At 62.2% G+C, this 26936-nt stretch carries 3 protein-coding genes; all 3 read left to right on the forward strand.

Annotated features, from left to right (window positions below; genetic code table 11):
* The first annotated feature begins 261 nt into the window (after window positions 1-261).
* Window positions 262-6747: a non-ribosomal peptide synthetase/type I polyketide synthase gene (locus QCD60_RS20120; protein ID WP_279788022.1), complete on the forward strand. Its 6486-nt coding sequence runs from the start codon at window positions 262-264 to the stop codon at window positions 6745-6747.
* Window positions 6744-23201: a non-ribosomal peptide synthetase gene (locus QCD60_RS20125; protein WP_279788023.1), complete on the forward strand. Its 16458-nt coding sequence runs from the start codon at window positions 6744-6746 to the stop codon at window positions 23199-23201. Before QCD60_RS20120 ends, QCD60_RS20125 begins: the two co-directional genes overlap by 4 nt.
* Window positions 23202-23314: 113 nt before the next feature.
* A complete protein-coding gene (locus tag QCD60_RS20130; RefSeq protein ID WP_279788024.1) occupies window positions 23315-26929 on the forward strand; it encodes an AMP-binding protein in 3615 nt (1204 codons plus the stop codon).
* The last annotated feature ends 7 nt before the right edge of the window (window positions 26930-26936 follow it).

Here is a 26936-nt window from a genome sequence, read left to right on the forward strand (position 1 = left end):
AAAAAAAATCGCCCGATCAGGGTCAACTGAACCGCAGATAGACTTGCTTATTATGAGATTGAAACAAATACTTACACATCATTTTTGCGGAGAGGTACTCTCGTCGTTCTGTCACTGTTGCTGAGGCAACAGGTAATTGCGCTACATGTACAACGATAACAAGCCAGTATGGCTGATAGCGGAATGCGGTCTCTGACTTTGTGTGCCTCAGGCATGGCAGGACTGCGCGGGAAAAAGGCGACAACAACCCTGGGAGGGTTTATGCCAGAGTATCGGGCACAGCAGGAAAACGCCGAATTTCCTTTGTCTGCACCGCAGGCAAGTATCTGGAGTGAGTGGATCAACAATCCGGATGCCGCTGATTTTCATATTTGCGAATTTATCGAATTAAACGGCCCTCTGGAGCTGGTCCATTTCCGCGCTGCCATTGAGCAGGCCGACGCGGAAACCGATGCCATGAGCCTGTGCTTCTCCACCGATGCAGGCCGCCCTCTGCTAACCCTGCCAGACAAGCGACCCCCGTTCGATTATCTGCTGATTGACCTTGGCGAGACCGCCGATGCTGAGGCATGCGCCTGGCGTGAGCTGGAAAGTGCACGGCGTCAGCCGCTTGATCTGGCCCGTGGGCATTCCATGCGCCACCGGCTGATTCGTTTCTCCGGCCAGCGCCACTGGTGGGTGCGCATCTGCCACCACCTGACCTCCGATGCCATGAGCGGTGTAGTGATGTGCCGCCGGGTGGAAGAGCTGTATAACGCGCGCGTGCAGGGGCAGGAAGTGACGCCCGCGGCCTTTACGTCCTACCGCGAGTTTATCGAGGAAGACCAGCGCTACCCGGACAGCCGTGCCTGTCAGAGCGCTGTCAGCTACTGGCGTGAGCGCCTGCAGGATGATCAGCCGGTGTCCCGTTTTGCTGCTGACTCAAGAAAGCCCATGGTCAGCCAGTCGCGTACTGCAGACCAGCAGCTCACCCTGCGCTGTCCGTTGCCCGCCGCGCGACTGCAGCAGCTGAAAGGCTTTGCAGCACAACTGGGCTGTTCGCTGTCGATTCTGCTGCAGGCGGTCTATCAGCTGCTGCTGGCTCGTGAAAATGGTCAGCAGCACTCGGTCTGCTATTCCCCGGTGATGAATCGCTATGGCCGCAGCGAGCGCGCCATGCCAGGGCTGTTTGCCGTATCGCTGCCGTTTCCACTGGACTGTCAGGATGAGCAGAGCTTTACCGAACTGGTGGCTCAGGTATCGCGCCACAAGAAAGCTGATATGCGCCATATGCGTCTGGCACCGACCCGTATGCGCACAGCTGGTATTGGCCGCGCCAGCTTTTCTCAGCGCGGTGGCGCTGTCTTTATCGCCAATGATTTTGCCCTGTCACTGGACTTTCATGGTCTGACCACCCGTATCACCAATGCCTATGTGGGCGCAGTGGACGACGTGGCGCTGGTCTATCTCGGCAACGATATGCATGACCCGGACAGCGAAGCCATGCTGGTCTGGGTCTGTAACCTCTCGGTGCTGTCAGCACAGTATATGCAGCGGCTGATCAGCCGTTTTGATGTCCTGCTGGATGCCGCCATGGCGGATCCGCACCGGCCGTTACGTTATCTCTCGGTGCTGGGGAAAGCCGAGCTGGCTCAGATTCGGCAGTGGGAGCAGGGCGCGGTCGTCGATGTGCGGCTGCTGCATACCTTACTGCCTGCCCGTATCTGGCAGCGCACCGCCTCCATCCCTGATGCTATTGCCGTGCGATATGCCGGGCAGGACTACCGTTACCGCTGGCTGGCTGAAAAAGCCGGTGAGCTGGCCGCCCGCTTGCAGCAGGCCGGAGTGGGCAAAGGGGCACGGGTGGGGCTCTGTACGTCGCCCTGTGCCGAACAGATTGCCGCGGTACTGGCAATCCTTTCGGTCGGTGCAGTCGTGATGCCGCTTGATCCGCAGATGCCCGCCGCCCGGCTGGTTACCATGCTGTCTTTTGCTGAGGCCGATGCGGTTCTGGTCAATGCTGACGGTCAAACCCTGTTGCAGCAGGCAGGCTGGCAGCAGGGGCTGATTTCCCTTGAGCAGGCGCCTGAATCCCGGGGTGCGTTAACGCAGCCTGTAACGTTGTCCCCCGATGATATTGCCTTCGTCTATCACACCTCAGGCTCGACCGGGCAGCCCAAGCCGGTGCTGATCCCTCATGGTGCGTTGTGCCTCAAGACGCTGAGCATGGCGGAGTTGTTCGGCTATGGCAGTGATGAGGTGGCCTGCGTGGCTACCTCGATGAATTTCGACCCCTGGATGCAGCAGGTCATGATGGCGCTCAGCCAGGGTGCCACCTTGTGGCTGGCTGATCGTCTGCTGCAGGCGGACCCGGCCGCCTTCTGGCGCGAGGCTGTCACCGCTGGTATGACGCAGCTGAACATGGCGCCTACTCAGCTGGACAGCCTGATGCAGGGCGAGGTGCCGACCGCTGAACTGCAGTTGCGGCGTATCCTGCTGGGTGGTGAAGTGCTGCGGCCGGAGCTGGCCAACCGTTTGCGCCTGCTACTGGGTGCGCCGGTATGGAATATGTACGGGCCGACTGAAACCACGGTCGATATCACCGGTATTCAACTCCCCGAGCTGGTGCAGGGCGAGCTGCCTATTGGCCGGGTCTTACCCGGTGGTGTGGTGCGTTTGCTCAATGCCCAGCGGCAGCGCGTGGCCATTGGCGAAGCCGGTGAAATCTGTATTGGTGGTGTCGGCATGACGGCGGGTTATCTGGCCATGGCCGAGGCTAACCTGCAGCGGTTTATCGACGACCCGTACGCCACAGGTGCCACGCTGTATCGCAGTGGTGATCGGGGTTGCTGGAACGAGCAGGGTGAGCTGCTCTATCTCGGCCGTGATGATGATCAGGTCAAAGTCCGTGGTCAGCGGATCGAGCTGGCAGAAGTGGAAGCGCAGCTACACCGCTGTCAGGGGGTGGGGCAGGGCGTGGTCTGGTATCAGGCTGACGCGCAGGGCGGGAGTCTGCAGGCGGCGGTTGCAGGGCAGGTGGCTGAGCGTGAGCTGGTCGCTGAACTGAGTCGTCGACTGCCTGCTGCCGCCGTCCCTGCCCAGTATCTGCTGCTTGAGCGCCTGCCATTGATGGCATCCGGTAAAATCGACCGGCAGCGGCTGAAAGTGCTGCTGGCAGAAAGACAACGCAGTGTGCTGTCGTCTGTACAACCCGCGCCCGTTGCCTCATCGGCTGCCAGCGGGCGTCGCCATAGTCTGGAGCAGGCCATTGGCCAGATTTGGGCTGAGCTGCTCAGTCAACCCCGCATCGACCCCACGGCCAACCTGTTTGAAATCGGCGCTCACTCCCTGCTGGTGCCTCGTGCGCAGGCTCGTATCTCGGCGGTGGCCGGGCGTGAAGTGCGCGCGGTGGAGTTATTCCATCACAGCAGTGTGCGGGCGCTGGCGGCTTTTCTCAGTGGCGAGGCGCAGGAGCCTGCTGCTCCCGTTTTATCCCATATCCACAATGCAGCCAGCGCTTTATCGGCGAATGGAGTATCGGCCAATACAACCCCGGTAAACGCAGCCGAGCCCATTGCGGTGATCGGTATGGGGATGCGTTTCCCCGGTGCTGAGACACGCGAACAGTTCTGGCAACTGCTGGTCAATGGGCAGGAGGCCATCAGTGATCTGACCGCCGAACATTTCCGGCAACTGGGCGCGGATCCTGCTCTGCTGGAGCGGGACAACTTTGTCGCCCGTCATGGTGTGCTGGCAGGTATCGACCAGTTTGATCCGGCGCCTTTCGGGCTGTCGCTGGCCGAAGCGCGGGAGATGGACCCACAGCAACGTCTGCTGCTGGAGGTGGCGAAAGCTGCGCTGGAGGATGCCTGTTGTGATCCGCAGCGTGATGGCCCGGTAGGCACCTATGTGGGTACCGGTTTTGCCACCTATATGCTGGATCTGCTGTCGCCGGGCATCCGCCTGACGGCCAATGCAGATCGTTATGCGGTTTCGCTGGGTAATGACAAGGATTACGCCGCAACTCGGCTGGCCTACAAACTGGGGCTGACCGGCCCCGCGGTTGCGGTTTCTACGGCCTGTTCTACCGGTCTGGTCAGTGTGGCTCTGGCCGTACAGGCGCTGCGCAGTGGCCAGTGCCGGGTGGCGCTGGCCGGCGGTGCATCCTTCGGCTTCAGTCTGGGGGGCGGGTTTCAGTACGTCGCCGGGGGCATTGGTTCCCGCAGCGGGCATTGTCGTCCGTTTGACCAGCAGGCTGATGGCACCATTGGTGCCAGTGGCGCAGGTGTGGTGCTGTTGAAGCGCCTTAGTGACGCCCTTGCTGATGGTGACACCATTCATGGCGTTATTCGTGGTATCGGCCTCAGCAACGACGGTGCTGCCAAGGCCGCCTTTACCGCCCCCAGTGTCAGCGGTCAGGTGCAGGCGATTCGTTATGCCCTGCAGGACGCTAACGTGGCACCCGACAGCATCGGCTATGTTGAAGGCCATGGCACCGGGACGGCACTGGGTGATCCCATCGAGGTCGAAAGCCTCAATCTGGCCTATGGCCAGAGTGATCAGCCTGCGTGGCTGGGCTCGGTCAAAGGCAATCTGGGTCATCTGGATGCCGCATCGGGTATTGCCAGTCTGATCAAGGCTTTGCTCAGTCTGGAGCAGGGTACCGTGCCGCCCACCTGCCATTTCACCGTTGCCAATCCGCACATCCCGTTTGCTGAAGGGCGATTCCGCGTTAACGATCAGCCACAACCCTGGCCGGTGCAGCAGGGGCTGCGACGGGCGGGGATCAACAATTTCGGTGTGGGCGGCACCAATGTGCATATGATTGTCGAGCAGGCACCGCAGTCGGTAGCCGCTGCCCGTGATCAGCAGAATGGGAGCATTGACCACACCTGTCTGCTGCCCCTTTCAGCGGCCTCGGCAACGGCGCTGACCCAGAACTGTCTGGCACTGGCCGACCATCTTGAAGTGCTTGCGGAACAGGGCAAGGCCGTGCCCGCGCTGGCGGACATGGCGCTCAGCCTGTCAGTTCGGCCATCGCTGTCTTACCGACACAGCATTGTGGCGAGTGATCTGCCTCAGGCGGTTCAGCAGTTGCGCCAGCTGGCAACTACCTCGGTGAGCCGCGCGGATGGCCACAGCCAGCCTCTGGCACTGTTGTTTCCCGGTCAGGGAGCGCAGCAGCCGGGTATGGCCAGAGAGCTTTACCAGCAGCAGCCGGAATTTCGCCAGTGGCTGGATCAGGCCTGCCAGCATCTATTGCAGCAGCCAGACAATCAGCACCTGCTGCCGTTGAAAACGCTGCTGCTGACTGACCCGGATGATGGTGAGGCGGCGCGGCAACTGGCGGATACCGCCCTGACCCAGCCCGCGCTGTTTATTGTCGAGTACGGCATTGCCCGGCAGCTGTGCCAGTGGGGCTTGCAGCCGGTCGCTTTGCTGGGTCACAGCATCGGTGAATATGCGGCGGCGGCGCTGGCAGGGGTGATGTCTGCCACGGATGCTCTGGATCTGGTAGCCGCCCGTGGTCGGCTGATGGCCTCTGCACCCGCCGGTGCCATGCTGGCCCTGTCGATGGCCGAAGCCGATGTGCAGCAACTGCTGACGGAAACCGGTTCATCGCTTGCCATTGCCGCGCTCAATGGCCCACGCCAGTGTGTGGTATCGGGTTCTGTCGCTGCGATGGAGCAGTTTGAGCAGGGGTTGCAGCAGCGTGCCATCAACGGCAAGCGGCTGGCGGTTTCTCACGGTTTTCACTCGGCGCAGATGGACACGGTGCTGGATGCCTTCCGTCAGCGGGTAGCCAGTGTGCAACTCAGCCCGCCTGCTATTGCCATCGCTTCCAACCTCACCGGCAACTGGCTGACCGATGCAGACGCCACCGACCCTGACTACTGGGTGCGGCATCTGCGTGGCACGGTGCGTTATGCCGATGATATTGCCTGTCTGCAAACCCTTGGCCCGCTGCAGCTGCTGGAGTGTGGCCCGGGCATGACGGCAGTGCGTCTGGCTCAGGCCAATGGGGTGCCAGCCGCGCAGGTACTGGCCAGCCAGCCTTTGGGTAGCCCCGCAGGTCAGCTTTCACGCCGGGCCGGACGTGCTGCCCTGCTGAGTGCCGTCGGTCAGCTGTGGAGCAACGGACTGCTGCCGGACTGGCAGGCATTGCATGGCCGTCAGCACTGGCAACGTACGCCGCTGCCTACCTATCGCTATGCCCGGCAGCGTTGCTGGGTTGAGACCCCGGCGCTGCCCGCGGACAGCATCGCCTCCGTAACAGTGGCAGCTGCGGGTAAAGTGGCAAACCCGAGCACGCTGGCAAATCAGAACAATATGACAAGCCCGAATGTGGCGACCCCATTGTCATTCTGGGGCGGTGCCGTCCCCCCACCCGCGCAGCCGGTGATCACTCCCGCCGTGGTTCCCCCGCAGCCTTCTGCCAGCGCTGATCTGTCGCAACAGGTGCTGACGATCTGGCGTGAGATGTTTGGCCGCGATGATATTCAGGCCGAGGATGATTTCTTTGTGCTGGGTGGCGACTCGTTGCTGGCCGTGCGGCTGGTATCACGTCTGCAGAGCGAGCTGGGGTGTGATATTTCCACCGCGGTCATGCTTGACTGCCAGACACCTGCCGCGCTGGTGGCGTGGCTTGAGTCTCATGCCATTACCCCCGCTGTGCCCACGACACCGATTGCCCCCGTTTTTGCTGTGCCTGCCAAGGAGCCGGTAGTGAATCAACACATTTCCCACCGTGAGGAGGGTGTACTGTGAGCGAGACAACCCGTCATCTGTCACGCTTTTTATCTGCTGAGGTATTGCTGCAGCATCTGCGTAGCCTGGATATCCAGCTCAGTGTCAGTGCAGGCAAGGATCTGCGCTTCAGTGCCCCCGAAGGTGTTTTTACCGATGAGCTGAAAGAAGCGGTACGGCTGCATAAAGCCGATCTGATTCAACTCCTGAGTGATCAGCCCTCCACGTCCGCCGTGCCATCCGGCACAGACAGCCGTGCGGCAACGGCAGCGATCCATACTGAACGACAGCACGTCAGCCCGAAGGCGCAGCAATGTGACCTGAGTCAGGTGCAACTGCATGTCAGTCAGCGTGACTTGCCCGCTGGCTGGATGGGTATCGATATTGTCGGTGAGCTGCCCAATGAACTGCTCAGTCAGGCGCTGCAGCAGGCCGGGCATGCAGGCATCGATACCTGCCTGAATATCGCTGCAATGGCGGGTGCCGCCCGGGAAGATATTCTGCAGCGCTTTATCCAGACCTCGCTGACGGACAGCAGCAAAGTGCTGCTGATCCGTCTGTCGGAAACCGTGCAGCTGTTGCTGCTGAGTAGCGTTGGTGCCTCTGCTGAGCATCTGGTCAGTACCCTGTCGCAGTGGCTGGGAGGCAACGTATCAGCGAGCGCTCCGGGCTGGGAATGTGAGTTTGCCATTCATCCCGCTATCGAAGGGCAGTGGCTGGCGCGGCGTGATGCCCCCGGCAGTCAGACCTATACCGTCAGTTTTGTTATCCCCCTTGCTGCACTGGGCGTGGCCGACTGGAGTCTGGCCAGCCCGGCACAGCGGCAACTGGTAGAACAGGCGCTGGGGTTTGTTATTGAACGCCATCAGGCGCTGCGCAGCAGTTTCATTGAGCGTGATGGTCAGGTACTGCAGCGTGTGTGGCCTGTGGCCCAGTTACTGCAGCAGGATGCTAACCGCATTCGTGAGGTCGCCGAGATTATCGAACTGGCCGAGCCGGTGTTTGACCCTGGCGTCCCTCCGCTGATCCGTTTTGGCATGAATGCAAGTCAGCCTGATCTGTTGCTGGTGGTTGCTGATCACCTGATGTTCGATGGCTGGTCGATAGGCATTCTCAAGGCGGAACTGACCGCGCTGCTGAACAGCCAGCCGCTGCCGGAGGCAGGCTCGCTGCAGCAGCTGAGCGGCAATGCGCGCCAGATGTTAAGCGGTGAAACGGGCAGGGAGTTGCAGCAGTACTGGCTGTCAGCCATGCAGACCGTCAGCACGCCCCTGTTCAGTGACCCTGATCTCGTGGCCGGGCAAGCCATCGCCGGTCGACGTCGCCTGCTGGCCTTACCTGAGTCCACACTGAGCGCATTACGCCAGCTGACCCGGGTAGGTGAGGGCGGCACACTGGCCATGGTGTGGAATGCCGTGGTGGTCGCGGCGTTGTCCCGTTACAAGGACAGCGACAGTGGTGTCACGCTTGGCCAACCCTTCTCGGGCAGGACTGCCCGTGAGCAGCAGGGTGTCATCGGCTGCTTCGTCAACGTATTGCCGCTGCGGCTGGCGCATCCGGGGGAGTGGCCCTTTGCGCAGCTGCTTAGCGAAGTGCGTCGTTGCATGAGCGGTGCACTTAATCATCAGCAATACCCTCTGGCGCAGTTGATGATGGCCCTGGCGACCGGGCAGGGCGGGCAGCAGGGGCAAAATGTGTTCGACTGCGTGGCGCAGGTGGAAGAAGCTGAAGCCCTGCCGAAAGAGGCTGATGAGCAGTTTGGTGCCGGCAAGTTTCCGCTGATGCTGGGGCTGCTGCGTTACCGGGAACAGGGGCAGGAGCGGGCCACTATCGCTGCCGAGTTTGACAGTCACCGGTATGGTGAAGCCTGGGTGCAGCGCCTGCTGGAGCAACTGTGCTGCCTGATTGAGGCAGTCGCGGCGGCACCGGAGCAGAAACTTGCCAGCCTGAATGCCCTGCCACTCTCACAGCTACAGCAGTTACAGCAGTTTGCCTCGCTACCGTCACGGTTATATCCCCGTGAGCAGGGATTGGCGTCGTTGCTGCATCAGGCCATGGAGCGCTGGCCGCGGCGTGCGGCGCTGAGTGATGCCTCTCACAGCCTGAACTTTGCAGAGTTGCAGCAGCAGGTTGAGCGCACTGCTGCATTGCTGCAACAACGTGGGGTGCAGCCCGGAGACGTGGTGGCGCTGGCCATGGCCCGCGCACCTCAGGCCATCGTCGCGACACTGGCCATCAACTGGATCGGTGCCGTTTACCTGCCGCTGGACAAGGCCATGTCGGCCTCGGCCGCGCTGCCCTTGTTGCGGCAGGCCGAGTGTCGCCTGCTGCTGGTGGATGAGTCCCGTGTGGCTGCGATGACTGAGCTGGCGGAGCAGCTACCGTTGCTGTTGGTAAACGAGCAGTTGCTGGCTGATCCTGCGGAGCCGGTTAAACCGGTACGCCGCGAAGGTAGTGATGCCGCTTATATTCTCTTTACCTCCGGTTCTACCGGTGAGCCCAAGGGCGTGGTGGTGCCGCAGCGCGCTGTCGCCCGACTGGTGATGAATACCGATTTGCCCGGCATCAGCGAGGCCGATTTTGCCGACGGCGAGGCCATGGCACAGGCAGGTTCGCTGGGCTTTGATGCTGCAACCCTGGAAATCTGGGGTGCATTGCTGAACGGTGGCCGTGTCCATGTGCTCGGCGATGAGACGCTGTTTGATCCCACGGCCTTTGGCGCGTGCCTGAGTCTGCACAACATCCGGGTGATGTGGCTGACCGCCAGCCTGTTCAATCGCATGGCCGATGAGCAGCCGGAGGTATTCCGGCCGCTGCGGGTGCTGATGACCGGTGGCGAAACTCTGAGCCCTGAGCATGTCCGCAAGGTGATGCAAGCGTGCCCGTCACTGCAGCTGCTCAACGGCTATGGCCCGACCGAGAACACCACCTTTACCACTGTGTGGCCGATCAGCCCGGCTGACCTGCAGGCCCATGACATTCCCATTGGTCGCCCGGTAGCGCGTAGCAGTGTGTATGTCCTTGATGAGGCGCAGCAGCCGGTGGCTGTGGGCGTCTGGGGTGAGCTGTATAGCGGTGGCGATGGTCTGGCACTGGGTTATAACGGCCGCGATGACCTGACAGCCGCGGCCTTTGTTGAAGTGGCAGGGTTGAATCCGTCCAGCCTCATGCAGACGGAGCGCTTCTACCGTACCGGTGATCGGGTTCGCTGGGATAGCGAAGGTCGGCTGCATTTCGGTGGGCGCCGTGATGGTCAGGTCAAAATCCGTGGCCATCGTATTGAGCTGAGCGCCATCGAGGCCCAGCTGGCAGCGCTGGATGACATCGGTGATGCCGTGGTCCTGCCTTCGAGCGACCTGGCCAGTGACAGCGGCGGGCGCAGCCTGCTGGCGGTCTGCACGTTGTCGCAGGCGGTGGATGAAGTGCAACTGGCCGCCCGTTGTCAGCAGTGGCGCACGCGTCTGAGCCGTTTGCTGCCGGACTATATGGTGCCGGAGCGCTTCTATCTGGCCACCGCGTTACCACTCAATCGCAACGGTAAAAAAGACCGTCGCCGTGTGCAGGTGGCGCTGCAGGCGGGCGAATACCGGGCCATTCAGCACAGCGTTGAGGTCGGTGCCCGCGCCCAGCCACTGACGGCAGATCCGGCGCTGGCCATGGTCATAAGCTGTTTCGCCCGAATTTTCCCCGAGGATGTCATCACTGCACAGAGTGATTTCTTCCAGCTGGGCGGACACAGCCTGCTGGCCATGCGACTGGCGGCAGAGCTGGAGAGTGCCTCTTCCATTCGCCCCCGACTGGGTGATCTGCTGGATGATCGTACCGTGGCTGCGATGGCTGACCGCCTGCGCCCCTTGCTGCACGATACCCGCGTTCAGCAGCAGCTGATTCCCCGTGCAACCGGCGAAGACTTCCCGCTGTCCAGTGGTCAGCTGCGGCTGTGGTTGCTGCAGCGTATGGCACCGGACAGTGCGGTCTATTCCATTCCGGCGACACTGGAACTGCAGGGGCCACTGAATGCCGATGTGCTGGAGCAGGCGCTGCTCATGCTGGAACAGCGCCAGCACGCGCTGCGTCTGCGACCACGGCGCAGCGAACGGGATGCCGACGGTGTGCGCCAGTATCTGGCGGAGGCCGGCGGTTTACGTCCGCAGCGTATTGCGCTGGGTGAAGACGAGGCCCGTGCCCGCATTGCCGCCGAGACCCTGCGACCCTTCCAGCTGGAACAGGAAGCGCCGGTACGGGCGCTGCTGATACAGCTGTCAGCAGAGCGTCACTGGCTGCATCTGAATTTCCATCACAGCGTCTGTGATGGCTGGTCAGTGGCTATTCTGCTGCGTGAGTTGCTGGCCTGTTATCAGGCCGCACTGGCTGGCAACAGCCCCGAGCTCCCTGAACTGCCACGCCACTATGAAGATTTTGCCAGCTGGCAGCGCCAGTGGTTGCGCAGTGACGAGGGGCAGGCCTGCCGTGAGCGCTGGCGTGAACGTCTGACGCCGCAACCTGAACCTCTTAACCTGCCGCTGGACCGCCAGCGCCCGTTACAGCGCCATTTCCGGGGGGCATTCATGGACTGGCAATGCCCGCCAGCGTTGTCGGCTGCACTGCAGGCCAAGGCTGAACAGGCGGGCAGCACACCGTTTTCCCTGCTGGCGGCGATCATGCAGGTCCTGCTGTATCGCCACACCCAGCAGACCGATCTGGCGCTGGGCATGCTGGTGGCCGGGCGAGACCGTGCCGAGCTGGCTGAGCAGGTGGGCTTCTTCGTCAATACGCTGGTACTGCGTCAGCAGCTGCAGCCGCAGCAGAGTTTCGACAGCCACTGGCAACAGACCCGTGACACCATCCTGCAGGCTATTGCTGATCAGCAGTTGCCGTTCGAGGAAATGGTACGGGTGGCTGGCGCAGGGCGGGATCAGCAGCGTAATCCGCTGTTTGACGTCTTGCTGGCCTGGCAGGAGGGCACGCCCACTCTGCCTGCCTTGCCCGGTTTGCAGCTGGCGTTGGTGGAAACCCACTTTCCCTTTGCCAAGTTCGATCTGGCGTTCTATTTCTGGCAGTCGCAGCAACACGGCGGTCTTTGTGGGCAAGTGGAGTTTGATACTGACCTGTTTGACCCCGCCACCATTGAACTGCTGCTGGCCCGCCTGACCTGTCTGGCCGAGGCGGTTGTGGCGGAACAGCACCCTGACAGCCTGAGCCAGCTGCCGGTGATCCCGGTTGCGGAACAGGCGCTGCTGAGCCGCTTTAACGCCACCGAGACGGCGCTGCCGACCGAGTTGACGCTGGCGCAGTTGCTGCAACAGCAGGTACTGAGCACGCCAGAACAGCTGGCGGTCGTCGGTGAGCAGGGCCAGCGCCTGAGCTTCAGCGAGTTTGCTGCCCGTGCCCTGGGCGTCGCTCAGCAATTGCAGCGCGCCGGTGTACAGCCGGGGCAAACCGTAGCCCTGTGCATCAGTCGTTCTGTCGATATGCTGGTCGCCATTCACGGCATCCTGCTGGCGGGAGCTTGTTATTCTCCCCTTGATCCTCAGCATCCGCCGCAGCGTCGGGCCGATATGCTGGAAGACCTGAGTGTGGCAGGCACGCAGACACGGGTGCTGACCAGTCAGGCCCATCAGGCGCTGTTTGCAGACCATGCCGTAACCACGCTGCTGGTAGAGCAGATGGGCCCGGCAGACTGGTCAGACGTGACCCTGCCGGAGGATGCCCGTCAGCTGGCGTATGTGCTCTTTACCTCTGGCTCGACCGGTCGGCCCAAGGCTGCTGCCATTGAGCAGCACTCGGTGGTCAACCGCATTCTGTGGATGCAGTCGCAGTTCCCGCTGGGCGCAGGCGATGTGATCCTGCAAAAAACGCCGATTACCTTTGATGTCTCAGTATGGGAGCTGTTCTGGTGGTCGTGGACCGGTGCGGCGGTTGCCCTGCTGCCGGTGGATGGTGAGAAAGACCCGCAGCTGCTGGCACTGGCCATTGAGCAGCAGCAGGTGACGGTGATGCACTTTGTGCCGTCGATGCTGGCCAGCTTCCTCACTGCGCTGGAAGACGGCAAGATTGCCGTCGAGCGCCTGCGCTCACTCAAATATGTTTTTGCCAGTGGCGAGGCGCTGGATCTGGCGCTGGTGGAGCGTTTCAATCGCCTGCTGCATGGGGCAGTTGGTGCCGAGCTGCACAACCTTTACGGGCCTACCGAAGCCACGGTCGATGTCACCTGGCAGCCCTGTTCTCCGTGGCAGGGCGGCGACAGCGTGCCTATCGGTAAGCCTATCGCCAACACCCGCGTGCTGATTCTCGATAGCCAGCAGCAGCCGCTGCCCATCGGTGTGGCCGGTGAGCTGATACTGGCCGGGCCACAGGTGGCGCGGGGTTATCTCAATCGCCCTGAGCTGACGGCGGAACGTTTCCCCGCTGATCCGCAGGTTGCTGATGGCCGCTGGTATCGCACCGGTGATCTGGGGCGCTGGCGCCGTGATGGCAGTATCGACTATCTGGGCCGTATTGATCATCAGGTCAAGGTGCGCGGTTTTCGTATCGAGTGCGGTGAGATCGAAGCAGTACTGGAGGCGCATCCTCTGGTGGAACGTGCTCTGGTGGTGCCTGCCCGAGTAGCCGGGCTGACCGAGCTGCACGCCTATATTCTGCCTGCCAGCGCCAATACAAGCGTGGCAGCCGACAGCGTACTGACCAGTGCCGAACTGCGTCAGTGCCTGCGTCTGCAGGTGCCGGAATACATGCTCCCGGCACGCTTCTTCCAGCTGGCGCATCTGCCGATGACCAGCAGCGGCAAGGTTGACCGCAAGGCGCTGACGGGGACGCCACTGGATCAGCGGGCACCTGCTGGTGCTTCTGCATCCCAGCCACAGAGCGACACCGTTGCCGGGCTGGAGCAGGAGCTGCTGGCCCTCTGGCAGGCTATTCTGCCGGAGGCGCATTTCAGCAAGGATGACGGCTTCTTCGATGCCGGTGGCAACTCGCTGCTGCTGCTGCGTCTGTATGACCGCCTGCAGCAGCGCTGGCCTGATCTGTTCACCGTAGCTGACCTGTTCAGCCACAGTACCGTGGCGGCGCAGGCACGCTGGCTGGCGGGAGAGGGCGCGCAGGCGACGGTTGCTTCTTCCTCCCCGGCGCAGCAGGCACCGAACGAGCCCATAGCCATTATCGGTATGGCGGTGCAGGTGGCTGATGCCGAGACACCGCAGCAGCTATGGCAGTTGCTGGCTGAAGGCGCAGATCAGGTGCGGCCTCTGCCTGCTGGCCGTGAGCAGCTGGCCCGTGAACTGTCGCAAGCACTGGGGCGCACTGCACCACGGCAATTCCGTCAGGCGGCCTATCGTGACGAGCTGTACGGCTTTGAGCCGCGACGCTTCCGCATGGCACCGGCTGATGCCGCGCTGATCGACCCGGAGCAGCGGCTGTTTCTGGAAACGGCACAGATGGCGCTGGAGGATGCCGGTTACGGTGGACAGGCGCTGCGCGGGGATGCCGTAGGCGTGTTCGTCGGTGGTGGCAGCAACATGCTGCACCGACTGGCGCTGGAACAGGCCGACCTTCAGCGTGCAGAGCAGATTTTTGCTCTCAATGTGCCCTCCAACATTGCCACCCGTCTGTCGTTCCTCAACGACTGGCATGGCCCGGCGGCCTTGCTGGATACCGCCTGTTCGTCATCGCTGGTAGCTGTCCATCAGGCCTGCACCGAGCTGCGAAATGGCCACTGTAAGGTGGCACTGGCGGGGGCGGCCAAACTGATTCCGCTGCCGTCTGATGCGGCGGCGGGCTTCACTATCGATTCTTCCACTGCACGTACCCGCGCCTTTGCCGAAGGGGCCGATGGCACCGGCATGGGTGAGGGCAGTGTGGTGTTTCTGCTCAAGACCCTGAGTGCTGCTGAGGCCGATGGCGATGCGATCCATGCGGTTATTCGTGGTTCGGCTGTCAATCAGGACGGTGCCTCCAGCAGTGCTGCGGCGCCCAATCCGCTGGCGCAGGCCAGGGTGATTCAGGCTGCTGCCACGGCCGCTCAGCTGCCGCTGCACAGCCTGTCCTATATCGAGGCCCACGGTACCGGTACCGCACTGGGTGACCCTATCGAAATCAGCGGTCTGACTCAGGCTTTTGCTGCCAGAGAAAACCGCACTGATGCAGAACAGCCAAAGGCGCTGATCGGTTCGGTAAAAGGCAACTTCGGCCATCTCGACCATGCCGCCGGGGGGCTGGGCCTGCTCAAAGCGGTACTGTGCCTGCAATACGATCAGGCACCGCCGCAACCGTTCTTCACTAAGCCTAATCCGGCCATTGATTTTGATCAGGCGCCGGTGCAGGTAGCGGCGCAGTTGCAACCCTTACCTGTACGTGGCAACCCACGCCGGGCAGGGGTCAGTTCGTTCGGATTGAGCGGTATCAACGCTCATATCGTGGTTGAGGCTGCACCTGTCGCGACGGCTCAAACGGCTCTGCCGCAGGGCTGGTCCATTGTGGCCTTGTCGGCGGGCAGCAAGGTGGCCTTGCTGAGCTATGCACAGACGCTACTGGGCTGGCTGGCCGAGCGTGAAGCCGGGCAGGCCGGAGCGCAGCTGCTGCCTAATATGGCCATGACTCTGTGTCGTGGGCGTGCCGTCATGAGCTGGCGTTTTGCTGTGGCGGTCAGTGACCGGCAGCAACTGATGCTGGCCCTGATGCAGCTGCTGGCGGGGGATGACCGTGCCGTAGCAGAAGTTGCTGCCCGGCGTGGGGCATTGTCACCTGCGTTAGCTCCGGCAGCGGCCTGGCATGCCGAACAGGCAGACGCCGAGGCGGCCTGTCAGGGCTGGCTGAGCGGTGGCGAACTGGTCTGGCCTGAGCATCTGCCGGCTCGCCGTTGTCATCTGCCTTTTGTGCCTTTCAGCCGTCAGCAGTGCAAACCTGCGCTGGCCAAAGGTACGCCGTCGTTTCATCAGCCCTGGTTTAGCGGCCCCACCGCGACCGCCGATGCCCAGGTGTTTACGCTGCAGTTGCAAGACCCAGCCTGCTGGCCTGCGGCCGAGCATCGCCTCAATGGCAAAGCCACACTGGTGGGCATGGCCCTGCCCGGTCTGGTCGCCGAGGCAGTGCGCCAGCTGGGCCAGTCCCCTGAAGGGCTGACGCTGACCGGGTTACGCTGGTTGCGCCCGCTGCAGGCCGGTCAGGGACAGGTCAGCCTGTTGCTGCATGATGATGGCCGTCTGCAGCTGGGGCAGCGTAACAGCCACGGCCGCTGGCTGCTGTCCGCCGAAGGACACTGGTCTGTGCAGCCTGTGGTGTCGGAGCAGTGGGATCTCACCGCACTGCGGGAGCGTTTCAGTCAGCACCAGCCGATTCCTTCTTTCAGCACTGATCACGGAATTTTGCAGGTCAGTGAGCGCTGGGATTGTCATCGTGCCTTCTGGGCTGACCCGCACAGCGGCGAAGGTCTGGCGTTGTTGGGGCTGGCCAGCGGTTATGAGGCTGATCTGCAGCAGCTGGCACTGCACCCGGCACTGCTGGATGTTGCTGCCAGTCTGGGGATAACGCAGGGGAACAGTGTGCTGTCTGGCTGTGAGTCATTGCAGCTACTGAGCGCCTTGCCTGCTGAGGTGCTGGCCATTGGTCGTCGCCACAGCGCAGAGCCGGGCGCGCTGGTGGACATCAGCCTGATCAACCCCTCAAGCGGTGAGCTGTGCTTGCGGATGAGCGGGTTGCGTTTCGCCCAGCTGGGGCAAGCCGAAGACGCCTTGCCTGCCATTTTGCTGCCTCGCTGGCAGGCGGTGGAGCAGACTGTGGATCTGCGCTGGCCCGCCGGTACGCTGCTGATTACGGATGAGCGCAGCGTCGATGTCTGGCCCTTTGTTCGTTATCTGCCTGCGCAGGTAAAACGCTGTGCGCTAAACAGCCTCAGCCGTGATGATGTACAGCAGGCACAGCATGTGCTGCTGGCATTGTCTGCCGACAGGCAGCTGGCCGAGCGTACCGGGCAGGCGTTGCAAACCCTGCTGCGCGGCGTCCGGCAACCCTGCCGGGTGCTGGTGCTGGGCAGTGGTGCCTATCGTCTGGATGATCACGACCCCTTGGATGTACAGCCTGATGCCGCACTGGCTGCCGGTGTCTGTCTGGCGGCCGGTAAGGAAGAAGCCCTGCTGGAAGTAGGCTATCTGGATATTGCCGCCGAAGAGGCCATGATCGGCGCGGCGGCACTGCTCAATCAGTCTGATCGACTGGCGGATGTCAGCCTGTGGCGCTGTGGTCAGGTTTATCGAAGAGACGTGCAGGCAGCCGAGGTTCCTGCCACAAGCATGTCAGCACGAAACTGGCCGGAGCAGGGTGTGTGTGTGGTGAGCGGTGGTCTGGGTGGCTTTGCTCTGGCTCTGGCACCGACTTTCAGCGCGCAGGGCAAGGTGAAGCTGGCCCTGCTCAGTCGTCGTAGCGAAACAGAGCTGGAGCCGCAAGCTCAGGCACAACTGGCCGCCCTGCGTCAGCAAGGCGTGTCACTGCAACTGTACCGCTGCGACGTCAGCGACTATCAACAGCTGGCCGATACCCTGCAGCAGATACGCAGTCAGCTGGGTGCCATTACCGCAGTGGTGCATACCGCCGGAGCCGCCGATGGTGGCTTCCTGGCCAAGCGCAGTCTGGCTGGTTTTGCGCCGGTACTGGCGGCCAAAGTAGAGGGTGCACGCCATCTGGATGCCCTGACACGGGATGATCCGCTGACGGCCTTTGTACTGTTTGGCAGTCTGACGGCGGTGCTGGGGGCGCCGGGGCAGAGTGCCTACGCCGCAGCCAACGCCTGGCTGGACAGCTTTGCTGTCTGGCGCCGTGCCGCTGGCAAGCCGGCACTGAGTATCGACTGGTGCGCACTGGCTGAACAGGGCATGGCGGCACGCTTCAACGTGCCTCTGCAGAAAGGGGCATTTATCACCCCTGCACAGGCGCCCATCCTCTGGCAACGGGCACTGGCGGCCGGACAACCACAAGTCGTGGTGCTTGACCCGGCGTTGCTGACGCAAACACAGCCGCAGAGCCACGCTCAGCCCGTGCCGTCATCGGTAGCCAAAGCCGCTGCAGTACCCGAGGCTGACGTCGTGCAGAAGGCCGTCGCAGCAGTAGCACCTGATGCTGTGGATCTAAGCCAGACCCTGTGCGCCATCTTTGCCGGGGTGCTGGGGTATGAGCAGATCAGTATTGACGATGATTTCTATGCGCTGGGCGGGGATTCCATCACCGGCATGCAGATTGTCGAACGGGTCAGCAGGCAAACCGGACTGCAACTGAGTCTGGCTGATTTGCTGGAGCTGGCTTCGGTGCAGAACATCGTCGCCAGTCTGCCTGCTGCTTCCATAACATCTGAGCCACTCCCTCTATCCACGCAGCCTGCAACGCTGGCATTACGGCCTGAGCATTCGACACAAATAACTGTAGCCAATGGTGGCGCACCGTCACCGACCGATATGACCACCACGCTCAGTGCCATTTTTGCTGAGGTGCTGGGCTATGAGCAGGTCAGTGTCGATGATGATTTCTATGCGCTGGGCGGTGACTCCATTACCGGTATGCAGATTGTCGAGAAGATCAGCCAGCGCACCGGACAGCAGCTGAGTCTGGCGGATCTGCTGGAGCTGGCAACCGTCGGGGCACTGGTGCAGAAACTGGCTGGTGATACCGAAGGTGGAGATAGCCGAGCGCAAGCGGATTTGGTTGATACTGATGACAGCGAACAGACGGCGGCAGCTGACCTGAGTGAAGGCGAACGTTTTGCCGGGTACTATCCGCTGAGCTGGGATCAGCTGGCGGTGTTGCATGCCGAACAGGCCGGGGACATGGGTACCGCCTTCAACCTGCCTCACGTGATCAGCCTCAGTGATGAGGTTGAACTTGATCGCCTGCAACGTGCCATTGTGCAACTGACGGCACGACAGCCGTTGCTCCGTACCTGTCTGGTGTCAGCGCAGGCTGAGGTGCAGCGGGATGACGGCCACGGCAGTGTGGGCCGCGGACAGCCTCAGGCGGACGTGGTGGCAGCTGAATTGCCTCATGCCAGCCCGTCGGCTCTGCAGTCCGAGTGGCTGCAGCAGGTGTTGCCCCTTTCAGCGGCCATGCCGCAGCTGACCGTGGAGCAGGTCGCTGATGAACAGGCTCTACAGCAGAGAATCCGGGCATTGCTGCAGCCTTTCGATCTGCAGCAGGGCGTACCGGTGTGCTGGAAAGTGCTGGAAGATGGCCAGCAGCGCGTGCTGTTCTTTGATATTCACCACAGTCTGGCCGACGGCAGCAGTATTGAAATGCTGCTGGCGGAGCTGGGGGCGCTGTATCAGGGGCAGTCGCTGCCTGCACCGCGGGGCTATCTCCATGATTACGCCCTGCAATGCCAGCGTGAGCTGGAGCAGGGGGTAGACCGGCTGCAGCAGTCACGCGATTACTGGCTGGGGCAGTATCAGGGACCATTACCCCTGCTGGACCTGCCGGCTGACCGGCGCCGCCCTCCGCAGCACAGCTACCACGGTGGTATGAGTGGCTTTAACCTGCCACCGGCGCTGGTGCGCGAGGCCCGTACATTCGCTGCACAGCAGCGGGTCACCATGTTCAGTCTGGTGTTATCTGCCTGGGCACTGCTGCTGCAACGTCTGGCCGGTGTGCAGGAAGTGGTGATGGCGGTGCCGGTCGATTCCCGTGATGCCAATGGCTTTATCGGGGTACCGGGGATGATGGTGTCACTGCTGCCGCTGCGTCTGCAGGTGGCAGAGCAAGCACGGGTCAGCGAGTTGCTGGCCCATGTTCACCAGCAGCACCGTCAGGCCATGCGCCACCGGGCGTACAGTCTGGGGCAATTGCTGGAGGAGCTGGCACCCCCAGCGGCACCGGAGCGGACGCTGCTGTCTGAGGTGTCACTGTCTTACATGAACTTCGCCAGTGCCGGCCAGCTCAGTGGTCAGGCGCAAGACGGGCAGACTCCGGCATTTCAGGTTCGCGGTCTGGAGCGTCGCCACTGCAAGAATGATCTGTCGATCTTTGTCCGCGATCAGGCCGAGGGGATCAGCGTCGTGCTGGACTACTATGCCGATCTGTTTGACGAAGAGCGTATGCAGCGGCTGGGTGAGCAGTTCTGTGAAGTGTTGCTGCAGATGGTCGGTCATGGTGATGCACCTCTGTCGGGTTTGCCTTTGCTGCCTGCTGCAGAGCGGCAGTTGCTGGCAGATTTCGAGCAGGGTGAACAACCGCCACTGCCCCTGGGGCAGGGGCTGTTTGGCCTGTTTGCTCAGGCGGTACAGCATTATGGTACGCAGCCGGCTGTTAGTGATGAGTCCTTAAGCCTGAGTTACGCCGAACTGCAACAGCAGGTGCTGTTACTGGCCGCTACTCTGCAGCGTGAAGGTGTACAGCCGGGAGACTGGGTGGCGTTGCATTGTCAGCGTGGCGTGCCTGCCATTGTGGCGGTGCTGGCGATTGTGGCTCTGGGGGCTGCCTACGTGCCCCTTGATCCGGCGTTCCCGGCGGCGCGAAACCGGCTGATTCTGCAGGACAGCGGCTGCCGGGTGGCACTGGTCGACCAGCAGGGGGCCGAAGCCCTGGCTGATCAGCCCGTCACCCTGCTATGCATGACCTCAGCGGGCAAAGAGGAGCTGGGTCTGGTGACCGGCCAGCTGCTGCGCGTCGAGTCAGGAACGGCCAGCGCACTGCTGCCCGTCACTGAACTGCGGTTGCCGCAGCCGGATGACGTGGACAACCTGCCGGTGTATCTGATGTACACCTCCGGGTCCACCGGTGTGCCCAAGGGCGTGGTCATTACCCAGCAGGCGGTAGTGCGTCTGTTACATGGGGGGGAGGCGCTGCAGCCCCGTGCGGGCGAGCGGGTCGGGCAGGCCGGGCCGCTGGCCTTTGATGCTTCGACCTTTGAAATCTGGAATACCCTGCTGCGTGGTGCGCACCTGTGCATCATCGACTATCCGCTGCTGCTGGACCCCGGTACTTTGGGGCAGGCGCTGCAACACTGGCAGATTGAGCGAATGTTCATGACCGTCAGCCTGTTCAATCGTCAGGTAGACCACGACCCTGCCAGTTTCCGTACCCTGCGTACGCTGCTGGTGGGTGGTGAGGCGCTCAGTCTGCCTCATATCCGGCGCCTGCTGCTGGCCTGCCCGCAGGTGCAGTGCTGGAACGGCTACGGCCCCACTGAATGCACCACCTTTGCCACCCTCTATCCCATCACCCGTCAGCAGCTGGCTGGGCAGGAAGGCGGCCTGCCTATCGGCCGGCCCCTGGCTCACACGCAGGCCGTCATCCTCGACGGTCTGGGCCAGCGTGCAGCCATCGGCGTCTGGGGCGAACTGTATCTGGGCGGGCTCGGTCTGGCGCGCGAATACTGGCAGCAGCCTGAGCGCACCGCCGAACGCTTTGTCAGTGATCCTGAGCAGCCGTCACAGCGACTGTACCGCACGGGTGACCGGGCGCGCTGGCGCAGTGATGGCCAGATCGAGTTTGGCGGGCGCAATGACAGCCAGATCAAGCTGCGCGGTCTGCGCATTGAGCTGGAAGAAATCGAACAGGTGCTGGCTGATGCGCCGGGTGTCGCCAGTGTGGCGGTGCTCTGTCATGAGCAAAGCCTGCTGGCTTTCATTACGCCCAGTGAACAGGCTCAGCCTCTGCAGGCTGCCAGTCTGCGCGCCTGGCTGGGGCAGCGGCTACCTGCATTCATGCTGCCGTCACGCTGGTGGCAGTTGTCAGCCTTGCCGCTGACCGCTAACGGCAAGACTGACAGCCGCACGCTGCTGAGCTGGCTGGAGCAGCCTGAGCGACTGACCGAATTGCCGCTGGGCAGCCAGCGTGCGGGTGCTGATGATCAGAGTGAGATGCGCTTGAGTGACGCCGAGCGTCTGGTAGCGGAGGTGTTCAGTGAAGTGTTTGGTCAGCTGGTGGAAGATCCGGCGACCAGCTTTATTGATCTGGGCGGTCACAGTCTGCTGGCTATCCGGGTGGTCAATCGTCTGGCGCAGCGTTGCGGCGTGCGCCTGCCCATGGCCGTGTTCTTTGCTGACCCCAGTGTGGCAGGGCTTGCTCATGCGCTGGAATTGCAGGCCGGTGTGGAGCAGGGCTGCGGGCAGGAGGGCGCCGAGGAAGCGATTCCCTGCGTGGCCCGTGCGGAACTGTACCCTGCCAGCCATGCACAGCGCCGCCTGTATCTGCTGCAACAGATGGACCCCAGCGGCAGTGCCTACAACATGGTGTTTGCCTTCAACGTCAGTGCCGAGTTGCAGCCCGAGCTGTTGCAGCAGGCGCTGCAGGCGCTGGCCTGGCGTCATGAACCGCTGCGTACTGCTTTTGTCGAGCAGGATGATGGGCAGATCATGCAGCGTATTACCGAGGCTGTGCCGCACGTGCAGCTGGATGATGTCAGTCGTCATCCTGCCGCCAGAGCAGAAGCCCTGCGTCTGGCCCGGCAGGAGGCTGCGACAGGCTTTGATCTGACTGAGCCGCCGCTGATTCGGGCACGGGTGATCCGGGTCTCCGCCAGCGAGGCGCTGCTGCTGGTGGTGCTGCATCACATCGTCGGTGATGGCTGGTCATCCCGCATTCTGGTCAGGGAGCTGGGCGAGCTGTATCGGGCGGCACAAAGCCGCAGTGAGCCGCAGCTGCCGCCTCTCCCCATCCACTACAAGGATTACGCCGCCTGGCAGGCCAGCAGACAATGGCAACAGGCGGCTGAGTACTGGGGCGAAGCGCTGCGGGGGGCACCGGAACAGATAGCGCTGCCTGCTGACCGGCCTGCACCGGCAGTACAGTCCTTCCGTGGTGCCTGTGTGCAAACCCTGCTGCCGCAGGGCGTGGCCTCCGGATTGCGGTTGATGGCCGAGCGCTTGCAGGTCTCCGTGTCGGCGGTGGGCATGGCGCTGTTCGCCTCAGTGCTCTATCGTCTGACGCGGCAGGACGATCTGGTGATCGGCATGGGCGTTGCGGGACGTGACCGGCTGGAAACAGAGGGGCTGATCGGCTTCTTCGTCAATGTGCTGCCCATTCGTCTGCAACTGACGGCTGATACCGAGCTGGAACCGCTGATTGTGGCGGCACGGCAGCGGATGGTCGAAGCCCTTGACCGGCGTGACTATCCCTTTGATGAACTGGTGCGTGGTTTGGGGCGGCAACGCCAGTCCAACCGTCAGCCACTGGTCAATGTGGTGTTTGAGTACCAGCAGTTTGGTGCACTGGCGGCAGATAATGTGGCAGGTTTGCCGCTGCTGCCAGCCGGTCAGCCGGGCATGCTGGAGGACGATATTCGTCAGATTCTGGCACAGACCACCGCCAAGCATGATCTGCTGCTGTTCTATGCGGAGGAGCCGCAGGCCGATGGCTGTGATCAGGTGCGGCTGACGCTGGAATACGACACCGATCTGTTTGATGCGGCGACTGCCGAGCGCTGGTTGAGTTTCTATGTACGTTTTGCGGGGGCTGCCGCGGCCCATGAAATGGCGCAGCGGCAGGATGGGCAGGCCTGACGTGTTAACGTTGCAGGCTTGCCACAAGGCATTGATACGACAGGTAAGTAAGTCACTCCGGGCACGGTGGGAAGCCATCCACCTGCCCGGTACGAAGGCCAAAAGGATTACCGATGAAGATTGCTGATTTTCTGTTTGACGACCCCATAGCGCCTGCGCCGTTAACACCTGCCAGCTCGTCTCTGGAGTGGTCGGCGTCGTCGATCATCGACCGCTTCAGTGCCATGGTTAAGCGTCATCCTGAGCGTGTTGCTGTCGCCGATGGCAGTGCTCAGGTCAGTTATGCCGAGCTGGATCGTGAAGTCAGCCGTATTGCTGACTTTATTCTGCATCTGCCGCTGGCACCGGAAACCCCCGTCGGGGTGATGACCGGCCGCAGCTGGCGGTTCGTGGCCGCCGCACTGGGTATTCTGCGCGCCGGTTGTGCCTGGGTGCCGCTGGATCCGGGCGTCCCCTTGCTGCGTCGTCAGCGTCAGATCGAGCAGGCTGATATACCGCTGGTGATTGCCGACAGTGCGCAGATAGCCGACCTGCATCAGCTGCAGTGGCGCTGTGCCAGCCTGCAGCACGTACTCTGCGTCGATAGCGAAGACATTGATGACCTCAGCGAGGTACACGGGTCGCTGATGTCGACCGAACTTTGGGATCATCTGGCCGGTGACAGGGCCGACGATGTCGAGGCCGGAGGCTGGAAGAGTGCCTTTACCGGTCGCCCCATCAGTGCAGAGGCGATGGCGGCGTTTGGTCGCAATGCACATGACAAAGTGGCGGCATTGCTGCAGCGGATGGGCATTGTCGCAGGTGAGGCGCGCATTCTGGAGATTGGCTGCGCCTCCGGTTTTACCATGCGCCATGTGGCGCCGCTGGCCGGTCAGTATGTGGCCAGTGACCTTTCACGGCGCAATGTCGAGCGGGTCGAAGCCGCCGCCAAACAGCTGGGGCTGACGCAGGTGACGGGTAAGCAGCTGGCGGCCCATGATGTCGACATCTTCGCTGCAGGCTCCTTCGATATCGTCATCCTTAACAGCGTGGTAGAGAACTTCCCGGGTTTTGGCTATCTGCGTCAGGTGCTCAGCAAGGTGCAGGGGCTGCTGGCGCAGGGCGGGGCGATCTATCTCGGCAACCTGTGGAATCTGCAGCGGCGTGAGCAGTATCTGGCTGATCTGGCCCGGTTTGCCCGTGAGCATGTGGGTTCCGGTATGCAGACCCGGCTGGATTTCATCGAGGATCTGTTTGTCCCCGCTGAGTTTGTGCAGGACTGGGCACAGGAGCGCGGCCTGTGCTGTGAAGTCAGCGCCATTGATGCTCCCGGTTTTGACCCTGCACCCTATACCTTTGATGCGCTGCTGCTGCCTAATCATGGCCGTCAGATCGTGGATGAAAAGGCTACGGTTCTGCATCGCTACCGTCATGACCGCCGCGCGCTGATCAGCACCGCGGCCCCCGAACAGGGCTGGCCAGCAGTGAATGGTGAGCATCTGGCCTATGTACTGTTTACCAGCGGCACCACCGGTCAGCCCAAGGGCGTCATGATCAATCAGGGCTCCGTGGTCAGTCTGGCCCACGCGGTCAACGCCATCCAGCTGAACTCCCCCTGGGATAATGCCGATGTGCAGCCTGCCCGGCAGGTGTCCTGCTGCGCACCGCTGGTGTTTGATGCCTCGGTGGTACAGATATTCTCCACGCTGCTTGGCGGCCATACCCTGCATCTGCCCGATGAAGAGAGCCGGCGTGAGCCTGAAGCCCTGCATCGCTTTATCGTTCAGCGTCAGCTGGACCTGATTGATGCCACGCCGAGCATGTTTGGCCTGCTGCTGGATTACTGGGAGGCCACTGATAGCGGCCTGAGCCGTCGCCAGCACTCCACAGGTCAGGGCATGGCACGCACCTTTATTCTCGGCGGTGAAGTGTTCGGCGCTGAACTGGCCCGACGTTTCTATGGGTTTGAACATCATGCCGATGATCGTCTGATCAATGCCTATGGCCCGACCGAATGCTGTGTCTCGGCCTGTCAGCACATCATGACCGCACGCAACTGGCAGGAGACCCTGCCACCTCCCATCGGCGCCGCCATTCCGGGTGTCAGCATCCGCCTTTGTGATGACAGTGGGCGGGCAGTCCCCGTGGGCGTAGTGGGCGAAATCCAGATCGGTGGTGCCGGTGTCGGGCGTGGTTATCTGCATGATGATCAGCTCACGGCTGACCGCTTCCTGCGTGATGAGCTGGGCCAGCACTGGTATCGCACCGGTGATCTGGGCCGCTGGCTGGGTAACGGCTTGCTGCATTACGTTGGTCGTGAGGACGGACAGGTCAAGATACGCGGCAATCGCATTGAGCTGAGCGATATTGAAGCGGCGCTGCACAGCTACCCTTATGTGCGCCGGGCGGCGGTGGTGGCCAGAGCGCCGGAGTCATGTAACGGTCAGCAGGACAGCAGCGCCGACAGGACGCTGGTGGCCTATATCATTCCCCATGAAGGTTTTGATGCTGCTGCCTGCCGGGCGTACCTCGACGGCTGCCTGCCCACCTATATGCTGCCTTCATGGCTGCTGACGGTGCAGGAGCTGCCGCTGACAGGGAACGACAAACTGGATCTGAGCAAACTGCCTTCACCCTTTGACAGCGATATTCGTCAGGCGCAGGTGCAGCAGCCATTGACTACCGCGACCGAGAAGACGGTGGCGGTGCTGATGGGCAAAGTACTGGAGCAGGTGATTGAGGATGCGCAGGCCGACTTTTTCGCACTCGGTGGCCACAGTGTGCTGGCGGTGCGCTTTCTCGGCGCTCTCAAGCGTGAGTTTGATATCAAGCTGCCATTGGCTGATCTGTTTGTCTGTTCCAGTGTCGCGGCACTGGCGCAGCGTATCGAGCAGCGCCATCAGCAGGCCCATCGCCGTTCACCGCTGGTGGCAGTGAATGTGGAGGGCTCGCAGGTACCGCTGGTGTGCTTCCATCCGGTGGGCGGCAACGTGCTGTGCTATCAGGCACTGGCCGAAGAGCTGGGGCCTGATCAGCCGGTGTACATGGTGGAGGCGCAGGGGCTGGAAGAAGGAATGCCACCGTTGCCTACCGTGGAGGATATGGTGGCTGCCTATCTGCCCGCTATCCGTGAGGCGCTGCCGCAAGGCCCCATTCGTCTGGCGGGCTGGAGTTTTGGCGGCTTGCTGGCTGTGGAAGCGGCCTATCGGCTGCGGCGTATGGGCGTGGATGTGCGTGAGCTGATGCTGTTTGACGCTATCGCCGTGCCGGACGGGGTAAGAACCCTGCTGCGCAAGGATGAGGCGGACTATCTGGCCGATCTGTTTGAAGAGCTGGGGCTGGTCGATGCGGAAACCCTGCGGCCACTGACACCGGAGCAGCGTCTTGACCTGCTGGTTGAGCGTGGCAAGGGTTCCAATATGCTGCCGGACAATGCCGATCGTGAATCCATGCGACGGTTGCTGGCAGTGTTCCAGAACAATGCGCTGGCGGCGGTACGTTATAAAGCTCCGGCACTGGATGAGCTGGACATTTTGCTGGTCAAGCCGAAAGAGCTGACACGCATGTCGCCGCATCTGCCCGGTGATGACTACAACGGCTGGCGGCAGGTGACGCAGGGACAGGTGCATCTGTGCTGGATGGAAGGCACCCACGGGCAGATGCTGGTGCGGCCCTTTATCAGCCAGCTGGCCGGACACGTGCGTGACTACTGCCAGATTCAGTATCGCAAGCGTGCCGCGGTGGCGTGAGGTTCAG

Source organism: Pokkaliibacter sp. MBI-7, assembly GCF_029846635.1.
GTDB lineage: Bacteria > Pseudomonadota > Gammaproteobacteria > Pseudomonadales > Balneatricaceae > Pokkaliibacter.

Bases quoted from the DNA above. Each gene is read 5' to 3' on its own strand.
- QCD60_RS20120 (WP_279788022.1), top strand. From the start codon at position 262: ATGCCAGAGTATCGGGCACAGCAGGAAAACGCCGAATTTCCTTTGTCT.
- QCD60_RS20130 (WP_279788024.1), top strand. From the start codon at position 23,315: ATGAAGATTGCTGATTTTCTGTTTGACGACCCCATAGCGCCTGCGCCG.